This window comes from Pseudomonas sp. zbq_18, assembly GCF_043102245.1.
Classification (GTDB): Bacteria; Pseudomonadota; Gammaproteobacteria; order Pseudomonadales; family Pseudomonadaceae; genus Aquipseudomonas.
This window is the reverse complement of sequence record NZ_JBICIT010000006.1, coordinates 60,271-79,587: the sequence shown is the minus strand read 5'-3', so window position 1 is coordinate 79,587 and position 19,317 is coordinate 60,271. Positions and strand designations below refer to the sequence as shown.

The 19,317-nt window shown below is 65.4% G+C and carries 23 protein-coding genes; 9 read left to right on the top strand and 14 right to left on the bottom strand.

Annotated elements, in window-relative coordinates; translation table 11 throughout:
• Positions 1 to 37 precede the first annotated feature (37 nt).
• Positions 38 to 487, top strand: a complete 450-nt coding sequence (locus tag ACF8C6_RS04855; RefSeq protein WP_392498254.1) for a TIGR02444 family protein — start codon at positions 38 to 40, stop codon at positions 485 to 487.
• Here ACF8C6_RS04855 and ACF8C6_RS04850 read toward each other — a convergent pair.
• The 9 genes from ACF8C6_RS04850 to ACF8C6_RS04810 form a co-directional block, all read right to left on the bottom strand.
• Positions 484 to 1,512, bottom strand: coding sequence for an AlgP family protein (locus ACF8C6_RS04850; RefSeq protein ID WP_392498253.1), 1,029 nt, complete (start codon positions 1,510 to 1,512; stop codon positions 484 to 486). The genes ACF8C6_RS04855 and ACF8C6_RS04850 overlap by 4 nt on opposite strands.
• 220 nt (positions 1,513 to 1,732) lie before the next feature.
• Positions 1,733 to 2,206 carry a sigma D regulator gene (gene rsd / locus ACF8C6_RS04845; RefSeq protein WP_277688112.1) on the bottom strand — a complete coding sequence of 158 codons (474 nt, stop codon included), beginning with the start codon at positions 2,204 to 2,206 and terminating at the stop codon, positions 1,733 to 1,735.
• 177 nt (positions 2,207 to 2,383) lie between these two features.
• Positions 2,384 to 2,875: a disulfide bond formation protein B gene (locus tag ACF8C6_RS04840; protein ID WP_392498252.1), complete on the bottom strand. Its 492-nt coding sequence runs from the start codon at positions 2,873 to 2,875 to the stop codon at positions 2,384 to 2,386.
• A gap of 108 nt (positions 2,876 to 2,983) precedes the next feature.
• The gene (locus ACF8C6_RS04835; RefSeq protein WP_392498251.1) at positions 2,984 to 4,216 is read right to left on the bottom strand and encodes a heme biosynthesis HemY N-terminal domain-containing protein; all 1,233 of its coding nucleotides are present in this window, start codon (positions 4,214 to 4,216) and stop codon (positions 2,984 to 2,986) included.
• The gene (locus tag ACF8C6_RS04830) at positions 4,213 to 5,322 is read right to left on the bottom strand and encodes a uroporphyrinogen-III C-methyltransferase (protein WP_392498250.1); all 1,110 of its coding nucleotides are present in this window, start codon (positions 5,320 to 5,322) and stop codon (positions 4,213 to 4,215) included. The genes ACF8C6_RS04835 and ACF8C6_RS04830 overlap by 4 nt, the downstream gene beginning before the upstream one ends.
• Positions 5,323 to 5,338: 16 nt before the next feature.
• Positions 5,339 to 6,121 (bottom strand): uroporphyrinogen-III synthase, encoded by a 783-nt coding sequence (locus tag ACF8C6_RS04825; RefSeq protein ID WP_392498248.1) that lies wholly within the window; start codon positions 6,119 to 6,121, stop codon positions 5,339 to 5,341.
• Positions 6,118 to 7,050: a hydroxymethylbilane synthase gene (hemC, locus tag ACF8C6_RS04820; protein ID WP_392498247.1), complete on the bottom strand. Its 933-nt coding sequence runs from the start codon at positions 7,048 to 7,050 to the stop codon at positions 6,118 to 6,120. Before hemC ends, ACF8C6_RS04825 begins: the two co-directional genes overlap by 4 nt.
• A 93-nt stretch (positions 7,051 to 7,143) precedes the next feature.
• Positions 7,144 to 7,893, bottom strand: a complete 750-nt coding sequence (locus tag ACF8C6_RS04815; protein ID WP_277688106.1) for a LytTR family DNA-binding domain-containing protein — start codon at positions 7,891 to 7,893, stop codon at positions 7,144 to 7,146.
• Entirely contained in the window at positions 7,890 to 8,972 is a 1,083-nt protein-coding gene (locus ACF8C6_RS04810) for a sensor histidine kinase (protein WP_277688105.1), read from the bottom strand. Before ACF8C6_RS04810 ends, ACF8C6_RS04815 begins: the two co-directional genes overlap by 4 nt.
• Positions 8,973 to 9,182: 210 nt before the next feature.
• Here ACF8C6_RS04810 and argH point away from each other — a divergent pair, with 210 nt between their 5' ends.
• The 3 genes from argH to ACF8C6_RS04795 all read left to right on the top strand — a co-directional run bounded on the left by argH (position 9,183) and on the right by ACF8C6_RS04795 (position 11,503).
• The gene (gene argH / locus ACF8C6_RS04805) at positions 9,183 to 10,577 is read left to right on the top strand and encodes an argininosuccinate lyase (protein WP_392498245.1); all 1,395 of its coding nucleotides are present in this window, start codon (positions 9,183 to 9,185) and stop codon (positions 10,575 to 10,577) included.
• A 182-nt stretch (positions 10,578 to 10,759) separates the two neighbouring features.
• Positions 10,760 to 11,002, top strand: coding sequence for a hypothetical protein (locus ACF8C6_RS04800; protein WP_392498243.1), 243 nt, complete (start codon positions 10,760 to 10,762; stop codon positions 11,000 to 11,002).
• Between the two features lie 21 nt (positions 11,003 to 11,023).
• Entirely contained in the window at positions 11,024 to 11,503 is a 480-nt protein-coding gene (locus tag ACF8C6_RS04795) for a GNAT family N-acetyltransferase (protein WP_392498242.1), read from the top strand.
• A 3-nt stretch (positions 11,504 to 11,506) separates the two neighbouring features.
• Here the strand turns inward: ACF8C6_RS04795 and ACF8C6_RS04790 are convergent, their stop codons facing one another.
• Positions 11,507 to 12,163, bottom strand: coding sequence for a glutathione S-transferase family protein (locus tag ACF8C6_RS04790; RefSeq protein WP_392498241.1), 657 nt, complete (start codon positions 12,161 to 12,163; stop codon positions 11,507 to 11,509).
• Between the two features lie 129 nt (positions 12,164 to 12,292).
• Here ACF8C6_RS04790 and ACF8C6_RS04785 point away from each other — a divergent pair, with 129 nt between their 5' ends.
• The 5 genes from ACF8C6_RS04785 to ACF8C6_RS04765 all read left to right on the top strand — a co-directional run bounded on the left by ACF8C6_RS04785 (position 12,293) and on the right by ACF8C6_RS04765 (position 17,380).
• Positions 12,293 to 12,577, top strand: a complete 285-nt coding sequence (locus ACF8C6_RS04785; protein WP_392498239.1) for a hypothetical protein — start codon at positions 12,293 to 12,295, stop codon at positions 12,575 to 12,577.
• 9 nt (positions 12,578 to 12,586) lie between these two features.
• Positions 12,587 to 13,408 (top strand): substrate-binding periplasmic protein, encoded by an 822-nt coding sequence (locus ACF8C6_RS04780; protein ID WP_392498238.1) that lies wholly within the window; start codon positions 12,587 to 12,589, stop codon positions 13,406 to 13,408.
• A 56-nt stretch (positions 13,409 to 13,464) separates the two neighbouring features.
• Positions 13,465 to 13,707, top strand: a complete 243-nt coding sequence (locus tag ACF8C6_RS04775; RefSeq protein ID WP_277688368.1) for a TIGR02647 family protein — start codon at positions 13,465 to 13,467, stop codon at positions 13,705 to 13,707.
• 138 nt (positions 13,708 to 13,845) lie between these two features.
• On the top strand, positions 13,846 to 16,701 hold the full coding sequence (locus ACF8C6_RS04770; RefSeq protein ID WP_392498237.1) for a class I adenylate cyclase: 2,856 nt from the start codon (positions 13,846 to 13,848) through the stop codon (positions 16,699 to 16,701).
• A 19-nt stretch (positions 16,702 to 16,720) separates the two neighbouring features.
• Positions 16,721 to 17,380, top strand: coding sequence for a glycine-rich domain-containing protein (locus ACF8C6_RS04765; RefSeq protein ID WP_392498236.1), 660 nt, complete (start codon positions 16,721 to 16,723; stop codon positions 17,378 to 17,380).
• On the opposite strand, the gene ACF8C6_RS04760 is transcribed toward ACF8C6_RS04765, so the two are convergent.
• From ACF8C6_RS04760 to cyaY, 4 genes are all read right to left on the bottom strand, one after another.
• Positions 17,377 to 18,177 carry a lipase family protein gene (locus ACF8C6_RS04760; RefSeq protein WP_392498235.1) on the bottom strand — a complete coding sequence of 267 codons (801 nt, stop codon included), beginning with the start codon at positions 18,175 to 18,177 and terminating at the stop codon, positions 17,377 to 17,379. The two genes, ACF8C6_RS04765 and ACF8C6_RS04760, sit on opposite strands and share 4 nt — an antisense overlap.
• A 101-nt stretch (positions 18,178 to 18,278) precedes the next feature.
• Positions 18,279 to 18,686: a nucleoside diphosphate kinase regulator gene (gene rnk / locus ACF8C6_RS04755; RefSeq protein WP_277688096.1), complete on the bottom strand. Its 408-nt coding sequence runs from the start codon at positions 18,684 to 18,686 to the stop codon at positions 18,279 to 18,281.
• Positions 18,687 to 18,808: 122 nt separating this feature from the next.
• On the bottom strand, positions 18,809 to 19,009 hold the full coding sequence (locus tag ACF8C6_RS04750; RefSeq protein ID WP_392498234.1) for a DUF1289 domain-containing protein: 201 nt from the start codon (positions 19,007 to 19,009) through the stop codon (positions 18,809 to 18,811).
• Entirely contained in the window at positions 18,981 to 19,313 is a 333-nt protein-coding gene (cyaY, locus tag ACF8C6_RS04745) for an iron donor protein CyaY (RefSeq protein WP_392498233.1), read from the bottom strand. Before cyaY ends, ACF8C6_RS04750 begins: the two co-directional genes overlap by 29 nt.
• Positions 19,314 to 19,317 lie beyond the last annotated feature (4 nt).

Below are 19,317 nucleotides of genomic sequence, written 5' to 3'. Positions count from 1 at the left end.
TGGCGGCGGAGTCTACCAGCTTCGCCAGGAGCGCCGCATGCCGTCTGATCTATGGAGTTTCGCCTGCACCTGTTACGCCCGCCCAGGGGTCGAGGCCACCTGCCTGCGCCTGCAGCAACAAGGCCAGGATGTATGCCTGCTGCTCTGCGCACTGTGGCTGGAGCGGCGGCGCATCGCCTGCAGCCCCGCACGGCTGCAACAACTGCAGGGCATCAGCCAGGCCTGGCAAGGAGACGTGGTGCAGCCGCTACGCGAATTACGCCAGCGCTGGCGCGACAGGGCCAAAGTTGACCCGGTGCTGGCGCAGCTGCGCGAACAGCTCAAGACCACTGAGCTGGCCGCCGAGCGCGAGCTGCTGGAGCGATTGGAAGATTTGACGCGACGCTGGCCTGCTGCGGAAACAGGCCAGAAAAGCCGCTGGCTGGCTCAACTCTGCCAGGACGGCGACGCACAACAGGAGCTGCGCGCCGCCGCTAGCGACCTTTAAGCGTTCGGCGGGGTGCTGCCATTGCCGCTGGACGATGCGGCTGCAGGTGCTGCAGGTGCTGGCGTCGGCGCAGCAGTCACCGGGGCGGCAGCTGGCTTGGCAGCCGGCTTCTTCGCAACAGGTTTAGCTGCTGGCTTGGCAGCGGGCTTGACCGGCGCTTTAGCCGCCGCTGGCTTAGACGGTGCCTTGGCGGCTGCCGGCTTGACGACAGGCTTGGCGGGGGCCTTGGCTGCAGGCTTGGTTGCGGGTTTAGCTGCTGACTTGGCGGGCGCCTTGGCAGCAGGTTTGGCCGGAGCTTTGGCTGCCGCCGGCTTGGCGGCGACAGGCTTCGCCGCTGCCTGGGTGGCCGGCTTGGCTGCGGGTTTGCTGGCGGCTCTCGCGGCGGGTTTGGCAGCCGGTTTGGCCGGTGCAGCCGCTTTTTTAGCAGCAGGTTTGGCGGCCGGTTTCGCAGCCGGTTTGGCGGCACTGGCAGCCTTGCTCGCGACCGGCTTGGCGGCTGGTTTTGCTGCCGGTTTCTTGGCTGCTGGCTTAGCAACGGCCTTGGCCACCGACCTAGCCGCAGGGGTCTTCGCTACCGGCTTGGCGGCCACCTTCTTGACCGGTTTTTCCGCCGGCTTGGCGGCGCGGTTGTCGAGAGCCTTGCTCGCAGCCTCGCGCACCTTGCCCACGCCCTGGGCCAGCTTCAGGCTTTCCTGAGCATCGCGCTTGAGTTGTGCGATGTAGCTGCGGGTTTCGCTCTGGCGCTCTTTCAGACCTTCCAGCAATTCTTCCAACTCGTTGGCAGTCGCCTTGGCCTTCTGCTGCGCCTTGGCCTTACCGGCTTTGGCAGCGTCCTGCAGCTTGGCGCGCGCCTCGTGCAGTTTTTCCTGAGCCTTGCCACGCTGCTTTTCCAACTTGGCGAGCATCTGCTCCGCATCGGTCAGCGCCTGAGCACAGGCCTTTTCCAGATGTTCAAGCAGGCTGTGGGAAAGTTGCTGCAGCAGGTGCAAAGGGGTAGTAACGGACTTCTTGTTGTTGGCCGGCATGATGTGCCTCCTAACGGACGTTGGTGACCCCATACTAGACGCCCGAATCACCGGTCGCTAGCCACCTCGCCACGAGCGCATCAACCGACCTGAACCGATGAGGCCGGACACGCGCAGGCAGGCGATACACCAGTCCGAAAAGGCAGTGGCACGCTAACGCGTTAGAAGAAATGCTTGCAGTGACCTGAGCCCATTCCAGAGAACGGGCTCAGTAAAGGCATCACAGTGGCGTGGCCGCTGCTTGCTGATGAGAGTTGTGCAGCACTTCGATCAGACAGTCTTCCAGCTCGAAGCGCTCATGCAGCAGTTGCCCGAGACGTTTCAGTTCGGCATTGAGCGAAGCACCATCGCGGCAATCGCCGTTGTCGCAGCGGTCGTTGAATGCCAGTGCCACTTCAGTGATGGCCTCGATCCGCGGATAGATCTGCTTGGCCAGTTCCAGGCCGCGCTGATCGCCGAAGGCCTTGGCCTCGCCATTGAGCTGTTCGTAAACCTCGAAGTGCCCGGCCGAGACGTAGTCGACCAGGATCTCGCAGAATCGCTGCACATCGGCCGAGTTATTCGCCACAGCCTGTGGTGCATCGTTCAGCGCGACAAAGGCGCTGACCAGTTCATGACGTTCCTGCAGCCAGCGGTCGATCAACTGGTGCACTCCACCCCAGCGCTCCTGGGCGTTCTGGCAGGTCTCGAGCATGATGTCCTCACTTCCCTACTGGTGAATGCTGAATACGCCAGCCCCGAGACATTTTATTGTCAGCTCGCGGGTTCTCGGGGAACGACTCGCCGGTTTACTGGCGAAGCGTTGGGCCAGAGTATGCCCACTCGGCGCGGGCATCAAGTCATGCTGATCGGGAAAAGTGTCACACCGCAATCAGCGCCGGCGCAGCAACTGGAATAGCGCGAACAGCCCCATGCCGACGAAAGCCAGCAGGCTCCACTCTGGCAGACTGAGGCCGAACAGGGTCCAGGTGACTTCCGCGCAATCGGCGGTGCCATGGAATACCAGGCTGACGATGTCCTGCAGCGGCAGGGCTTCCATCATGAATTCCAGGCTCGGTAGACAGGCTTCCAGCTGCTCGGGGGGCACGCTCTGCAGCCAGACCTGGCGCGCCGCGGTGGCGCCACCACCGATGGCGAACAACAAGGCCAGCACGCTGTAGACACGCCGCCCGGTACGCTGCGGTGCGTGGAGGGCAGCGACCAGACAGACCAGGCCGAAGAGGATGACAAAAACCCGCTGCACTATGCACAGCGGACAGGGACTCAGCCCCACCCCATGTTCCAGATACAGCGCACCGCCCATCAGAGCCAGGCAGCCTAGAAAAGCGAGCAGGAACAGCGAACGCGGATTGGCCAGCGCCATGAGAACTCCGTTGCGGGGGCGAGAAAGGCGCCTACGGTAGAGGAAAGCTGAGCGGCCTTTCAAGGCGCCGCGCGGCAGCCGGTCAGAGACAGGCTGCCGCAGGTCGCCTCATACGGCAGGTTGCGGCAGGCTCGGCAAGCGCTGCCCCTGCTGCACCAACACCTCGTACAGCAATTGGTTACTACGCTCGACCTCACCCTGGCTGGCCAGCAGACGGGCCAGCTCAGCGCAGGCCTCAGCACTGCGCTCGAACTCCAGACTGATCTCGAAGTACTCACGGGCCTTGCCCCACAACCCATTGATCAGGCACAGGCGCCCAAGGCTAAGCAGCAACATGGCATCCTGCGGGTGCTGCTTGAGCAGCTCCTCGGCCACTTGCAGCTGGCGCGCCGGGTCACGCCCACGGAGCAGACCATAGAGACGGATCAGGCGCGGGTCATAGCCTCGCTTGAGCGCCTTGCGCAGTACTTCCTCGGCTTCTTCCGGGGCGCCCAAGGCCATCAGCTGCTCGGCATAGACCGCGATCAGCTCGGCGGACTGCCGCTGACTGGCGGACAACTGCTGCCAGGTCGCCGTCAGCGGCTGCAGGGCTGCCTCACCCTGGTCAAGCCCCTGCTCACCGGCAGCCTGCAGGCGCGCAGACCAGACCTGCAGCTCCAGCGCGCTCAGCTCTTCGCCTTCGAGCACCTTGGCCTTGCGCAGCTCCGGCAGTAACTGCACCAGCTCCGCCCACTCCGCACGGACCAAGCGCAGCTGGTACAGCTGACGCAGTACCTGGCGGTGCTGTGGATGACGCTCGCGCATGGCCTGCAAGGTGGTCAGCGCGCCATCCAGGTCGCCACGGCTCTTCTGCAGATCGGCATGCGTCAGGGCGATAGCCAGCTCGGCCTGCGGCTGGCGCTGCAGGGCGCGCTCGAGCAACGCTTCGCTCTCTTCGTACTGCCCCAGCTTGTGCGCAGCACGAGCCGCCCCCAGGTAATGCATCAGCGGCTGCCGCTCGCCTTCGGCAGCGCGCTGCAGATGGCGCACAGCGCGATCCCAGCGGCCTTCGAGCAGATCCAGCAGCCCTTTGTCGGCGGCCAGTTGCGCGCGCTTGCCATGGTTACGCCGCGACCAGGGATTGAGCACACCCCCGGAAAAGCGCATGCCTCGCCACAGCCAGCGCAGCAGACGCACGGCCAGCCACAGCAGCGCGATCAACAACACAAACACCCACAGGCTGGACTCGTAGCGCAGCCCTTTCCAGGCGATCAGCACATAGCCGCTGTGCGCCTGAATCGCCAGACCGAGCAGCGTGGCAACCACCACCACTGCCACCAGCGACAGCACGACCCGGATCATTGGTCGCCCTCCTCGGCTACTGGCGGCAGGCGCTCACTGTTTTCGCGCTGCTTGAGGTAGGCCTGCACGCTGCGCAGCGCCTCATCCAGCGGGGGCATGCCAGCCACCACCGACTGGCCGCTCAGCTCACCAATGCGCGCCTGCATGCGCTGCACGGCCTGATTGTCGCGATCGAAATAGGTCTCCAGTACATCGCTCGCCGCCGCCAGGGCCTGACGATAGACCTCCGCTTCACCATTGAGTGCACCCCACTGGGCCTGTTCCAGGGCCAGCGCCAGGGTCAGGCGCACCTGTGCCAGGCTCTGCCCGGCCAGTAGCGGGCGGACATCCTGATCGGCATGCAGGTCGAGGCGCACATAGCGCGACAGCTGCTGCCACAGCTCATCCCAGCGGCTGCCATCGCTGGCGCTGGCAATGCTGGGTGCATCAGCCGGCAGGATGTATTCGGGCGTTAGCATCTGCAACTGATCGAGTTGCCCGCGCAGAGCCGCCAATTGCAGGAACAAGCCGCTGCGGTCGACCTGCGGCAAGCTGCGCAGGGCCTCCAGAACCTTGATCAGCTCACCACGGGCAGCGAAGGCCTGCGGATCGTTCTGCGCACGCAGGATATCGTCGGCGCCTTGCACCAGCGCGATGGCGCTGTCCACGTCCTGCAGTGCGGAAATCCGCAGCATGGCCAGGCGCAGCAGGTGCTCGGCCTCGGCCAGGCGCCAGTCCTCGCGACTCTTGCCAAGCAGGCCGGCAAGGCTCTGGGCCAGGCGCTGCTGCTCGCCCTGCAGGCTCACCAGCAGGTCGTGCTGTTCGGCGATGGCATTGGCCGTAGGCAAGCCCTGCAGGCGCTGATTGATGGCGTTCTTGCTCTGTTGCAACTCCTCACGCGCCGCGGCGGCAGCCTGGGCCATCTGCGCCAACTGCTGCTGAGCCTGCTCGCGTTGCTGATAGAGCTGCCAGCTGCTCCAGCCTCCCGCCCCCAGCGCGGCCAGCGCCAGCAGCAGGGCCAACCAGGCCGGGCCGCTGCCCTTGGACTTGGCCGCGACCGGCCGCGACGGCTGCTCGGGTTTGGCCTGCGGAGTCTGATCGCTGATCTGCGGGGCTGTTTCGCTCACGTGTCCTTCCTTTGTTTCAGAGACTCGGCGCCGCATGGCTGTGCAGCGCCGCCAGAACAGCCGCAGCATTGGCGCCGCGACAATCAATAATCTGCTGTGCCCCAGCCAGGCGTGCCTGCTCGGCGACGCGCACACTGGGCACCAACAAGGGTAGCCGACTCAGCTGCGGCCAGGCAGCACCCGCCAGCTCGCGCAGATTGGCCAGCCCCTGCCCGCTACTGACCAGCACGGCGTTCAGCCGTTCCGCCTGAATGAGCTGCGTCAGGGCACCGGGGGCATGGGCCGGCATCACCCGCCGGTAAAGCTCCAGATAGTCGACCACGGCGCCGTGGGCGCGCAGCGTCTCGGCTAACAGCTCGCGACCGCCCTCGCCACGCATGATCAGCACCCGTGGCGCGGGTTGCGCCAAGACGCCGGCCAGCTGCGGCAGCGCCAGTAGCGCTTCGCTGTCGTCGCCTGCCGGCGGGTAAGCGACGTCCAGGCCCAGGGCCTGCAGGTAGGGCGCGAGGAGCTGCGCCGTCGCACCACCCACAGTGAACCAGAGCTGCCCCGCTGGCGGTGTCACCTCTGCCAGCGCCAGGCGCTGCAGGGCATGTCGAGCGGCCGGCTTGCTCACCACGATCACTGCGCTGTAGCTCGTCAGGTTGAGCAGCATGGCGCGCTGCTCGGGTGTTTCCTCAAGAGCTTCGGTGGCCAGCAGCGGCAGGCTGCGGCTGAACACGCCAGCCGCAGCCAAGGTTTCGGCCAGTGCCGCGCTCTCGGCCGCCGGCCGGGTCAGCAGCAGGCGCCAGCCGGTCACGCCGGATCGGCCCCGCCATAGACGGCATCGAGAATCGCGGCCGCGCCCTGGGCCAGCAGCTGCTCGGCCACCTGCACGCCGAGTGCCTCGGCATCGCTACCGCGGCCTTCGGCACGCAGCAGCAGGCTGCCATCGGGCTGGCCGACCAGGCCGCGCAGCCACAGCTGCTCGCCTTCGCGCAGGGCGTAGCAGGCAATAGGTACCTGGCAGCCACCGTTGAGGTGCTTGTTCAGCGCACGCTCGGCGGTAACACGGGCCGCCGTCTCGGCATGGTGCAGCGGCGCCAGCAGGGCATGGATCTCGGCATCGGCACTGCGACACTCGATGCCCACCGCGCCCTGGCCACCCGCTGGCAGGCTGTCGTCAACGCTGATCGAGCTGCGAATGCGCGCCTCGAAACCGAGGCGGATCAGGCCGGCGGCGGCAAGGATGATGGCGTCGTACTCGCCGGCGTCCAGCTTGGCCAGGCGCGTATTCACGTTGCCGCGCAGAAACTGGATCTTCAGGTCCGGGCGGCGCGCCAGCAACTGGGCCTGACGGCGCAGGCTGGAGGTACCGACCACGCTGCCGGCGGGCAAGGCATCGAGACTGTCATAGGTATTGGAGACGAAGGCGTCGCGCGGATCTTCGCGCTCGCAGATGCAGAACAGGCCGAGCCCTGCGGGGAAATCCATCGGCACGTCCTTCATCGAGTGCACGGCGATGTCGGCCTCGTTCTCCAGCAGAGCGGTTTCCAACTCTTTAACGAACAAGCCCTTGCCGCCAATCTTCGCCAGCGGCGCGTCGAGCAGCTTGTCGCCACGGCTGACCATCGGCACCAGGCTGACCGTCAGACCAGGATGGGCCTGTTCCAGGCGGGCTTTGACGTACTCGGCCTGCCACAGGGCCAGGGCGCTCTTACGGGTGGCAATGCGGATTTCGCGGGACATGGGCAATTCCAGAAGAAGAACTGCCGGGGATGATAACAGGATGGCCGGCGCAAGCCGGCAGACGCTAACGCCGCAGGGCGTCGCGCTACCGGCTCAGAGGTTGTGCATCAGCTTGCGCACTCCGGCCACATGGCGCCGGCTGACGGTCAGGGCATCGCCCCCCAAACCCTTGAGATAGAGCTGGAAGTGCCCCAGCGGCGTGCGCTGCAGACGCTCGATACGCTCGCGGGCAACCAGAGCGTTGCGGTGGATGCGCACGAAGCGCTCGCCGAATTCATCCTCCAGCGCCTTGAGCGGCTCGTCGAGCAACACTTCGCCGCCTTCATGACGCAGGGTCACGTACTTGTGATCGGCGATAAAGAAGATCACCTGCTCCAGCGGGATCAGCTCGATACCTTTGCGGGTACGTGCGCTGATGTGGCTGCGCGGACCGGCACCATTACCGGCGGCAGCCGGGCGGGTGAGCGCGGCGAGCTGCACACGATTGGGCCGCTCGGCCTTTTTCAATGCCGCCGCCAGGGACTCGGGACGCACCGGTTTGACCAGATAACCGACGGCGCTGACGTCGAAGGCTTCCAGGGCGAACTCATCATGGGCCGTGCAGAAGATCACCGCCGGCGGCGCCTCGCGCTCGCACAGTTTGGCGGCAACCTGCAGGCCGTCCAGGCCAGGCATACGGATATCCAGCAGCACCACATCCGGCCGCAGGCTTTCGATCAGCGCCAGAGCCTCCTCGCCATTGCTGGCAGCAGGCTCGAGCACGCGATACCCATCGAGGTCGCCGACCATGCGGGCCAGGCGCTCGCGGGCAAGAGGTTCGTCATCGACGATCAGCACATTCATATTGCTCGGGCTTCCTGCGTGAGTCTCGAACAAGGATAGCGTAGACAGGTGTAGTGGCGTCCGTCACGGCGGTCCACGCTGAGACTGGCGCCGGGGCCGAAAAGTGCCGCCAGACGCGCGTCTATATTGCTCAATGCCTGGTGAGTCCCCCGTGACTCCTGCGGTTCGGCGCTTTCCTGGAAGGGATTGCTGACGCACAACTGGAACACCCCATCCCGATAGTCCGCCTCAACTCGCACCAGTCCGCCCTCGATACGCGGCTGGATGCCGTAGATCAGGGCATTCTCCAGCAGCGGCTGCAAGGTCAGCTGAGGAATCGGTAAATCCGCCGGCACATTTTCTACCTGCCACTCCAACTGTAGCCGCTCACCGAGCCGATAGTGCTCGATCGACAAATATCGTTTCGCCAGCGCCAGCTCATCGGCCCAGGGTACCAGGCTGCCGGGCTTGGCCAGGCTGGCGCGGAACAGATCGGACAGATCGAGCACGGCCTGCTCGGCCTTGTACGGGTCGACCGCTACCAGACTGGCGATGCTGTTCAGGCTGTTGAACAGAAAGTGCGGGCGGATCCGCGCCTGCAGCGACTCGATGCGCGCACGCAGCTCCGCCTGCTGCTGGCGGCGCCATTGGCTCTGCAGATAGAAATAACGCAACAGCAGCGCCGACATGATCAGACTGATCAGGGCGTGGCGCAGGTACAGGTTGACCTCGCCATCACGCGGCAACGGCCCGCCCAATTCGAAATAGTCGGCCACCCGCGTGCACCCCAGCGTCAGGCCGATCACCAGGGCGCAACACAACAAGCCCGCCAGGGAGGCGCGCAAGCGCGCCAGCAGCGGGCGCAGGCGGCACAGCAGAGCGGCGGAGAGCAGCACGATCCACTGCACGAACAGCGAGGTCAGCGCCAGGCGCACCCAGTTGAAGCCGGGCAGCATCGGCTCGGACAGCACCAGTACCAGCACCAGCAACTCGGCCAGCAGTACCAGGCTGAGCAGCGCCTCGGGCTCGCACAGTTCCGGCAGGAAGAAGTCATCATCCGGGGCAACGCTACGCCCCTTGTTGAACCAGTGGATTTTCATCCGCGCAGTTTCCTTGTGTGCCACCCGGGCAGCAAGCCAGAGCACTCCGGCCGGGCTAAAAGAGAACCCCAAATGCATCCGCCTGCACAAAATTGTGACGGGGCCAACAGATGGGCACAGCCTCGGAATTCCCGGCAAGGCTGTTATTATCGGCGCACTTTGTCCGTTTCGCAGGCGCCCGCCGTGCCTGCCCTGCCCGCGAGTCCAGCCATGAGCAGCGAAAAAACCAACCAGTCCTGGGGCGGCCGCTTCAGCGAGCCCGTCGACGCCTTCGTCGCCCGCTTCACCGCCTCCGTCGATTTCGACAAGCGTCTGTACCGCCACGACATCATGGGCTCCATCGCCCACGCCACCATGCTGGAGCAGGCCGGCGTACTCAGTGCCGCCGAGCGCGACGCTATCATCGATGGCCTCAAGCAGATCCAGGCCGAGATCGAGGCCGGCCAGTTCGACTGGCGCGTCGACCTGGAAGACGTGCACATGAACATTGAGGCGCGCCTGACCGACCGCATCGGCGTGACCGGCAAGAAACTGCACACCGGCCGTAGCCGCAACGACCAGGTGGCCACCGACATCCGTCTGTGGCTGCGCGACGAGATCGACATCATCCTCGCCGAGATCACCCGCCTGCAGCAGGGCCTGCTGGGCCTGGCCGAGCGTGAGGCCGACACCATCATGCCCGGCTTCACCCACCTGCAGACCGCCCAGCCGGTGACCTTTGGCCACCATCTGCTGGCCTGGTTCGAGATGCTCAGCCGTGACTACGAGCGCCTGGTCGACTGCCGCAAACGCACCAACCGCATGCCGCTGGGCTCGGCCGCCCTGGCCGGCACCACCTACCCGATCCAGCGCGAGATCACCTGCCAGCTGCTCGGCTTCGAGGCCATCGGCGGCAACTCGCTGGACGGCGTGTCGGATCGCGACTTCGCCATCGAATTCTGCGCCGCCGCCTCGCTGGCGATGATGCACCTGTCGCGTTTCTCCGAAGAGTTGGTGCTGTGGACGTCGGCGCAGTTTCAGTTCATCGACCTGCCGGATCGCTTCTGCACCGGCTCCTCGATCATGCCGCAGAAGAAGAACCCGGACGTGCCGGAGCTGGTACGCGGCAAATCCGGCCGCGTGTTCGGCGCCCTGACCGGCCTGCTGACCCTGATGAAGGGCCAGCCGCTGGCCTACAACAAGGACAACCAGGAAGACAAGGAACCGCTGTTCGACGCCGCCGACACCCTGCGTGACAGCCTGCGCGCCTTCGCCGACATGGTGCCGGCGATCAAGCCGAAGAAGGACATGATGCGCGAAGCGGCGCTGCGCGGCTTCTCCACCGCCACCGACCTGGCCGACTATCTGGTACGCAAAGGCCTGCCCTTCCGTGACTGCCACGAGATCGTCGGCCACGCGGTGAAATACGGCGTACAGACCGGCAAGGACCTGGCCGAGATGAGCCTCGACGAGCTGCGCCAGTTCAGCGACCAGATCGGCGACGACGTGTTCGCCGTGCTGACCCTGGAAGGTTCGGTCGGCGCCCGCGACCACATCGGCGGCACCGCGCCGAACCAGGTGCGCGCTGCGGTCGTGCGCGGCAAGGAATTGTTGGCCAAGCGCTAACTGCCGCCCTCGTAGGTTGGGTCGGGCCGCGCAGGCTGAGGCGCGAAGCGCCGAAGCCCAACGCCAGAGCTACCCGAGCGCCCGCTTGTTGGGCTTCGCTGCGCTCAACCTACGCGGCCCGACCCAACCTACATGGTCCGTCCCAGCGGCAATCACCGCCATATTTGGGAAAGGAAGCCCCCATGCTAGAGCTCTTATTACGCGGCCTGCTCTTTCTGGGCGAGGCCATTGTGGAGTTCGTCTTCGGCTACATCTTCTACAGCGCAGGCTGGCTACTGCTGCGTTTGCTAACCCTGGGGCGCTACCCAAAACTGCCTTTACGCGTGAGTGATCCCCTGGGACCGCACTGTCGATGGATCGGTGCCTTCGGCGTACTCTGCCTGGTCGCACTACCACTGGCCGCACTGACACTCATCTACGGTTAAACCTTTTCCACGAGTATTGCCATGCCCCTGCATATCCGCCCCGCCAACCCCGAAGACGCCGAGCTGATCCTGCGTTTCATCATCGACCTGGCGATCTACGAAAAGGCCGAGCACGAGGTGAAGACCGACGCCGCCGGCCTGCGTGACAGCCTGTTCGGCGAGGGCAGCAGCAGCCATGCGCTGATCTGCGAGCAGGACGGCGTGCCGATCGGCTACGCCGTGTACTTCTTCAACTACTCCACCTGGCTGGGCAAGCACGGCCTGTATCTGGAAGACCTCTACGTCAGCCCCGAGGCGCGCGGCTGTGGCGCCGGCAAGGCGCTGCTGCAGCATCTGGCGCGGATTGCCGTGGACAGGGGCTGCGGGCGTTTCGAATGGTCGGTGCTGGACTGGAACCAGCCGGCCATCGACTTCTACCAATCCTTCGGCGCCCGCCCGCAGGACGAGTGGACCACCTACCGTCTCACCGGCCAGGCGCTGCTGGACTTCGCCGCCAGCTAAGGCTCAGCGCTTCTGGCTGATATGGGCGATGAACTCGGCCATGCCGGCGTCCTTCTCAGCGGCAATGGCCTGTACATGCGGGTTCTGCTGCAGGCGTTCAAGCAAGGCCTGGGCACCGGGGAAGTCGGCCAGCAGGTCGAAGCCCAGTACGCGCTTGGCCACCACGGCAGCCAGGTCGATACTGTAAAGGAAATACAGATCGGCAATGCTCAGCTGCTCGCCCGCCACATAGGGCGCAAAACGGCCATGGCGCTTGAGCGCGGCGATCCCGGCCTGCAACTCGAGGCGCGCCTTGTCCTTGATGACCTCATCCAGCTGCATGCCGAAGAACGCTTCCGGATAGCAGCTGCGCGCCGGCAACTCGATATACAGCTCGATCTCCCGAGCCAGGCTCAGGACCTGAGCGCGGGCATAGGCATCTTCCGGCAGCAGCGGACGACCTCCGCAGGTTTCCAGGTACTCCAGAATCACACTGGTTTCACTGATGTAGCCCTGCTCGGTCTGCAGCACCGGGACTTTGCCGCGCGGGCTGATGGCGAGGAAGGCCTCATCCTGGGAGCCATAGACTTTCACCGTTTCGAACGGCAGGCCCTTTTCCAGCAGCGCCAGATGCACCATGTTGTAGTAATTGCTGACAGCAAACCCATGAAGCTTGAGCATGTGAACCTCCAGGCAGGAAAGCCACAGTTATAGCTGCCCCGGGCCACGACACACAGCGTTATCACCCCAACGAATGCCGCCGATCAGCCTCGGCATGGCACACTGCACGCGAACTCCCGAGGAACCACCATGACCGAACATGACGACAACGACGAAGAAGCCTTCGCCGAAGCCACCCTGATCCAGGCCATCGAGAACCAGCTGGAAACCGGCAACCCGCCGGCCGCCCAGGCCGTGTACAACAAGTTGACCCTGGTCGGCTACGCCCGCGAAGAAGTCCTCGAAATGATGGCCCTGGTGCTGGCCCACGAGATCGACGCCATGCTCGATGCCGACCGTCCCTTCGACTCGGCCTGGTACGAGCAGGCGTTGCGTGCCCTGCCCGAGCTGCCTGAACAAGCCGAAGACGACTGACCGAGGGCCTTGACCCAGATCAGCCGCCGCCAGGCACAGCCTGTTATCGTGCAGGCTATGCACGTACCGGCCCGCCCTACTGCAGCCTACCTCTGGCGGCTGCTGACCTTCCTCGCACTGTGCCTGTTCCTGGCTCCGGCAAGCGCCGTGGAAATTGGCGCCGAGGATGACTGGTATCCCTTCACCGCCTATCGCGATGGGCGCATCGAAGGCATGTCGGTGGATATCGTCCGTGCCGCCTTTGCCGCCAGCGGCGTACCGGTCGAACTGCGCCCATATCCCTACGTACGCTGCATGGAACTGGTCCGTCAGGGACGCCTGCCCGCCTGCTTCAACACCTCGCCGGACGCGCGCATCGCCGAGCAGTTCCTGCTGCCCGAGGAGCCGCTGTTCCGCGGCGAGATTCTGCTGTGGAGCCGCAAGAAACAGGCAACCCCAGTCAAAGACCTGGAGCAGCTCAGTGGTCGTTCGGTGGCCGTGACCCTGGGCTATGAGTACGGTCAGAAATTCGACAGCTTCACCCAGCTCAAGCGTGTCGAGGTGCGCCGCGACCTCAGCGGCTTCCGCATGCTCGAACATGGCCGGGTAGATTTCACCATCGCCTACCGTGGTACGGCTCGCGCGCTATTTCGCGAGCACCCGGAGCTGGCGGGGCAGTTCACGCCGGTGGCGGTGATCCACCAACCGCAGCTGTTCCTCAGTTTTTCTCGTCAGCATCCGTGGGCCCGCGAACTGGCCCGGCAATTCGACCAGGGTATGCGCGCCATCCGCGCCAATGGCCGCTACCAGCAGATTCTCGATATCTGGCAGCACAGCAACGAGGTGCATTGAACCTGGCGAACTACACTGAGCAACAGCCCGACTACAACAACAATGCGGAGTTCGTCATGGCCTACACCCCCAACCTGATCGCCGAGCTGGAAATCCTCGCTCTGTACAACCTGGACAATCACCAGGAAGGCCTCAAGGTGCATAACAACGCCACCTCCCGCGCACAGATGGCCATCACCCGCCTGCACGAGAAAGGCCTGGTGACCGCCCCCGACGGCGGCTACCTGACCAGCCTGGGGATCGATGCCGCCGAGCACGCCCAGGCCCTGCTGACCATCCTCTGCCCACAACCCGCCTGATACCGCCTACAGCCGCAGCCGAGGGGCGCCGATACACTGCAGAAGCGACCTGCAGTGGTCGATACAAACGGGGCAAGCGCTACTGCCAGTCGTCATCCGGCGCTGGTAGGCTTGCTCCAAACAGGCTTCGAGCTGTACATGACGCGCATTCAGGAAATCCGCCCCAATATCGACGACGGCATCGACCGCAAGGTTCTGGCGCAGCTGCGTGCGCGTTTCCTCAAGGTCAACGGCGGGCGCCTCGAACGGGCCACCCAGGCGCTGTCGAGCCGCCAGCAGCTGGTGCTCAAGCTGCTGCCGCTGCTGTTCCACGTCAATCATCCGCTGCTGCCGGGTTATGTCTCGGCGGCCACCCCCGCCGGACTGGCCGGCTTCGAGCCGAGCGACGAGATCCTCGCCGAGGCCCAGCGCCTGACCCGCTCCTTCGCCTACAAGTCCCGCCGCGCCGGCAGCAGCAAACCGCCAGCGCCGATCCACGGCCTGTTCCTGATGGGCAGCCTGGGCACCGTGGCCCAGGCCGAGCAGAGCGACATGGACCTGTGGGTCTGCCATGATCCGGCCCTGCCCGGCAGCGCCGTGGCCGAGCTACAACGCAAGTGCAGCCTGCTGGAAGCCTGGGCCGCCACCCAGGGCGCCGAGGTGCACTGCTTCCTGATCGACCCGGCGCGCTTCACCTCCGGCGACCGCGAGGCGCAGCTGACTTCCGACGACTGCGGCACCACCCAGCACTACCTGCTGCTCGACGAGTTCTACCGCACCGCGATCTGGCTCGGCGGACGCACGCCGCTGTGGTGGCTGGTGCCGGTGTACGAGGAAGCCAACTACCAGCGCTACACCCATACCCTGCTGTCCAAGCGCTTCGTCCGCGCCGACGAGGTACTCGACCTCGGCCACCTGGCGCGCATTCCACCGGGTGAATTTATCGGCGCCGGCATGTGGCAGCTGTTCAAGGGCATCGACTCGCCCTACAAGTCGGTGCTCAAGCTGCTGCTCACCGAGGTCTATGCCAGCGAGCACCCGCAGGTCGAATGCCTGAGCCTGCGCTTCAAGCAGGCGGTGTACGAAGGCCGTCTCGACCTGGACGAGCTCGACCCCTATATCGTGGTCTACCGTCGCCTGGAGGAATACCTGGCCGGCCGCGGCGAGCGCGAGCGCCTGGAGCTGATCCGCCGCTGCCTGTACCTCAAGGTCGGCAAGAAGCTCAGCGTGCCGCCGCGCCAGCGCGCCAAAAGCTGGCAGCGCCTGTTGTTCGAGCGCCTGACCGGCGAGTGGCGCTGGAGCCAGCGCGAGCTGGCCATGCTCGACAGCCGCAGCCAGTGGAAGGTGCGCCAGGTCAGCGCCGAGCGCCGCGCGCTGGTCAACGAGCTGACCTACAGCTACCGCTTCCTCTCCCAGTTCGCCCGCAGCGAACAGACCAGCATGCCGCTCAACAGGCGCGACCTCGGCGTGCTCGGCCGGCGCCTATACGCTGCGTTCGAACGCAAGGCGGGCAAGATCGAATTCATCAACCCAGGCATCGCCCCGGACCTGGCCGAAGACACCCTGACCCTGGTGCACTGCCCCAGCCCCGAAGCACATGGCGAGACCCAGTGGGCGCTCTACCACGGCAGCCTGAACGGCCAGGAGTGGCCCGACTTCGCACCGCTCAAGCGTACCCGCCAGCTGATCGAGCTGCTCGCCTGGTGCCACCGCAACGGCGTGATCGACGCCAGCACCCGCCTGTCGCTGCATCCGGGCAGCAGCGACCTTACCGAATTCGAGCTGTCCAACCTGCTCGGCTGCCTGCAGCAGAGCGTACCGCTGCCCCTGCCGGCGGTCAGTGAAGAGGCGCTGCTGCGCGCGGCAGAACCGGCCGAGGTGCTGTTGCTGGTCAATGTCGGCGTCGACCCGCTGAAGGCCCACAGCCAGCTGAACGTACACCTCACCACCGGGCGCACCGACTCGCTGGGCTACTCCGGGGTGCGCGAAAACCTGGTGCTGACCCTCGACCAGGTCAGCCTTAACAGCTGGAACGAGCTGCAGGTCAGCCGCTACGACGGCCCCCACGCCCTGCTCGATTGCCTGCGCGACTACCTCAACAGCCTGCCGGACGGGCGCCAGCCCAAGCTGAACGTGCGCTGCTTCTGCCGCAACCGCGCCCAGGCCATCGCCCAGCGGGTCGAAGAACTGTTCCACGACGCCCAGGCCAGCCTGACCAGTGACAATCGCAGCCGCTACCTGCTGCAGGTGCAGCAGCACTATCACGTGCTGGAACTGCAGCCCGGCCAGGTCAGCCATGCCGCCCTGCAGGATCTGCCCAGCCTGATCGCCCACCTGGGCACGGAGCACCCGCACTACAGCCCACTGCACCTGGACCGCCACGCCCTGGAAGGCGAAGACCTGGCGCTGATCCTGCCGCAGGGCCGCCCCGACTGCATTCAGGTGTTCTATCGCATCAACGAGGACAACGCCGAACTCAGCGTACTGGACGAACACAACGCCCTGTGGCGACAGCACCTGCCGTTTCGCGACGAGCAGAGCCTGCTGACGCCACTGCAGCGCTTCCTGCAGTCGCTGCTGTACCGGCGCAACGCCCTGCTGCCGCTGGACAGCAGCCTGCCAAACCTGGCGCTGGAGGTGCTGTATTACGAAGTTCTCCCGGCGGGCAACCAGCGCGCCCGCCATCTGGAGCGCCGCGTACCGCCCCAGGCCCAGGCCAGCCATGCCTTCTACGATGTGCAGGCCATCGTCGAGCCGGCCGAGGGCAAGCGCGTACATGTCAGTCTGTACTGCAACCACCGCGAGTTTTCCGAGCTGGAGTACGGCGCCGGGCTGTTCAGCGCAGTGGCGCGGCATATCCTCGCCCAGCGCCGCGATGCCGAGCGCTATCCCTGCTATATCACCGACCTGGACCTGTCGCGCGTGCTCGGCGAAGGCCATACCCAGAGCATTCACTACCTGCGCTACAAGGCCGAGCTGGAAGCGGCGCTGAACAGCGCCCTGCAGCAGGCCTGAACCTGGAGGACATGCCGTGATGAGCTTCCTCAGCATTGCTCTGGGCGGTGGCGCCATCGTTGTCGGCCACTGGTACTGGCGGCGCAGCCGCAACAACAGGCGCAGCCAGTTCATCGACGGCTATCGCTTCCCCGAACGCCTGCGCCTGAAGCTCGCCGAAACCTACCCACACCTCACGCCGCAGCAGCAGGAACAGGTGCTGCAGGGCCTGCGCGACTACTTCCGCCTGTGCCGGATGGCCGGCAGGCGCATGGTCGCCATGCCCTCCCAGGCCGTGGATGTGGCCTGGCACGAGTTCATCCTTTACACCCGCCAGTACGGCGAGTTCTGCCGCAAGGGCCTGGGCCGCTTCCTCCACCACACGCCCAGCGATGCCATGCCCAACGCCGCAGTGGCCAGCGCCGGCATCCGCCGAGCCTGGCGCCTGGCCTGTATCCGCGAAGGCATTCGGCCGGATCAGCCGACCCGCCTGCCGCTGCTGTTCGCCCTGGATGGCGAGCTGGGCATTGCCGATGGCTTCCACTATCGCCTGGACTGCGGCGCCCACCCGGGCAGCTACCGCCAAGGCGACATCTACTGCGCCAGCCATGTCGGCTGCGGCTCAGGTTGTGCCAGCGGTTGCGGCGGCGACGCCTCTTCCGGCGATGGCGGTGGCTGTGGCGGAGGGGGTGGCGACTAGCCGCGCATGGGCGCCTGCGGGTTCTGCAAGGCGTACAGGTAGCAGTTGTTCAGGCTGTGATTGGCCGTCATCGAGGCGTAGCTGGCGGTAAAGGTCACGGCCAGACCCAGGTGCTGATAGCGCAACCCGTCGGCATCTGCCGGCGGGACTTCCGGCACCAGGTCGCTGTCGTTCACCACACGAAAGGTCGGCACATTCAAGGCGTTGTAGGCAGCGGCAAAGCCCGGCGCAGCCAGGCGCGGGCTGGCGAAGTTGTAGTGCTGCAGCGGCTGATCCGGCCAGCGCTCATGGATGTCGAGCACCGCCATGCTGCTCAGGGCGCAGCCCAGGCTATGCCCACAGACCCATAGCGGCCCCTGAGGCTGCAGGCTGTCGAGGGACGCCAGGGCCAGATCACGCAATGAACCATAGAGCTTGAGAAAACCCGCATGCAGTAGGCCCTGTTCATCGCTCCAGGGCCAGGGCTTCTGCTCGGCATCGAGGTCATCCAGCCAGTCCTGAGCCGACTCGGTGCCGCGCAGCACCAGGTAGGTCTCGCCCTGGTCATTGGCGGCGGCGAAGCCGAAAGGCTCGGACTCGTTGAGAAAGTGCAGCTCGCTGAGGATGCTCCAGAGCGGCGCGGAAAAGCGCCAGCCTGGCATCTGCGGCGCCTGCCAGGTGAAGTCCTGCGGCCGGTGAGGACTGCCCTGGGCCTGCCACTGGCTGTACTGTGCATAGGCCTGGGCGACCAGTCGCGCACAGGTCAGCGCACGCTCCAGGGAGAAACCCCGAGGGAAGTACAGGGGCAGGCTGGACATGGCGGGCCTCCTTGCCGGCGGTGAGTTCAGACACTCTAGTCCAGACGCACCAGGCCGTACGAAGTTCCACGCCTGCGAATGGCAACCTTCCAGACAGCCGGTTACTGCTGGTAGGCGCCGGCCGCCTCTGGCTGGTACTCCACCGCCAGCAGGGTCAGCTTGAGTGGCTTGCCGCCTGGCCCTGGCCAGTCGATCTGCTGGCCCACGGAAAGGCCGAGCAGAGCACAGCCCACCGGTGCCAGGACCGAAACGCAGCCCTCGCCACCGGCATCCTCGGGGAACACCAGGGTCAGGTGGTAATCCTTGCCGCTGCCCTCCTCGCGGCAGTGCACCCGCGAATTCATGGTCACCACGCCAGCCGGCACCTGGGCATGCGCCACCACGTCAGCACGCGCCAGCTCTGTTTCCAGAGCGGCGGCGGTCGGGCCGAAGTCCTCCAGACTGTCGAGCAGACGCTCCAGGCGCTGCAGGTCGAGGCGGGTGATGGTGATCGCGGGGGTGCTGCTCATAGTGGCGAATGCTCTCCTTGGGGCCAGATAAAGCAAAACCCCGCCCGAAGGCGGGGTTTTGAACGATTGGTCAGCTTTGAACTGACCCTACCACAAGCCCATCAATAAGCAAGACCGCCCGGTCAGCCGTTCAAGGGCGGCCGCAAACGCTGCTGAGCAGATTGGCAGATCGCCCGGCGACGCGTGTCATCGGCCTTGCCCCACTCCAGGATCTCGCTCAACGTGCGCCCGCAACCCAGGCAGATGTCCTGCGCGTCCAGACAACACTGGCGGCGACAGGGTGAGCCGACGACCTCAGAGTTCGTCGAATTCGAGCTCTTCACCGGCCTGCTCACGGGTCACACGGGCCAGCAACTCGCCCAACGGCTCGTCGCTGGTATCGCAGATCCACAGCTCCTGCTCTTCGTCATAGTCGAAGTGAAAACCGCCGGAACGCGCTGCCACCCACAGCTGACGCAGCGGTTCCTGGCGACTGAGGATCAGCTGGGTGCCGTTCTCGAAATGCACGGTGAGCACGCCAGCGCTGTTCTCCAGATCGAGGTCCAGGTCGCTGTCATCGAAAATGTCTTCCACGGCCTGCTGCACGGCATCAACCAGATCGTGAAAACGGGCTTCGCTCAAACTCATTGCG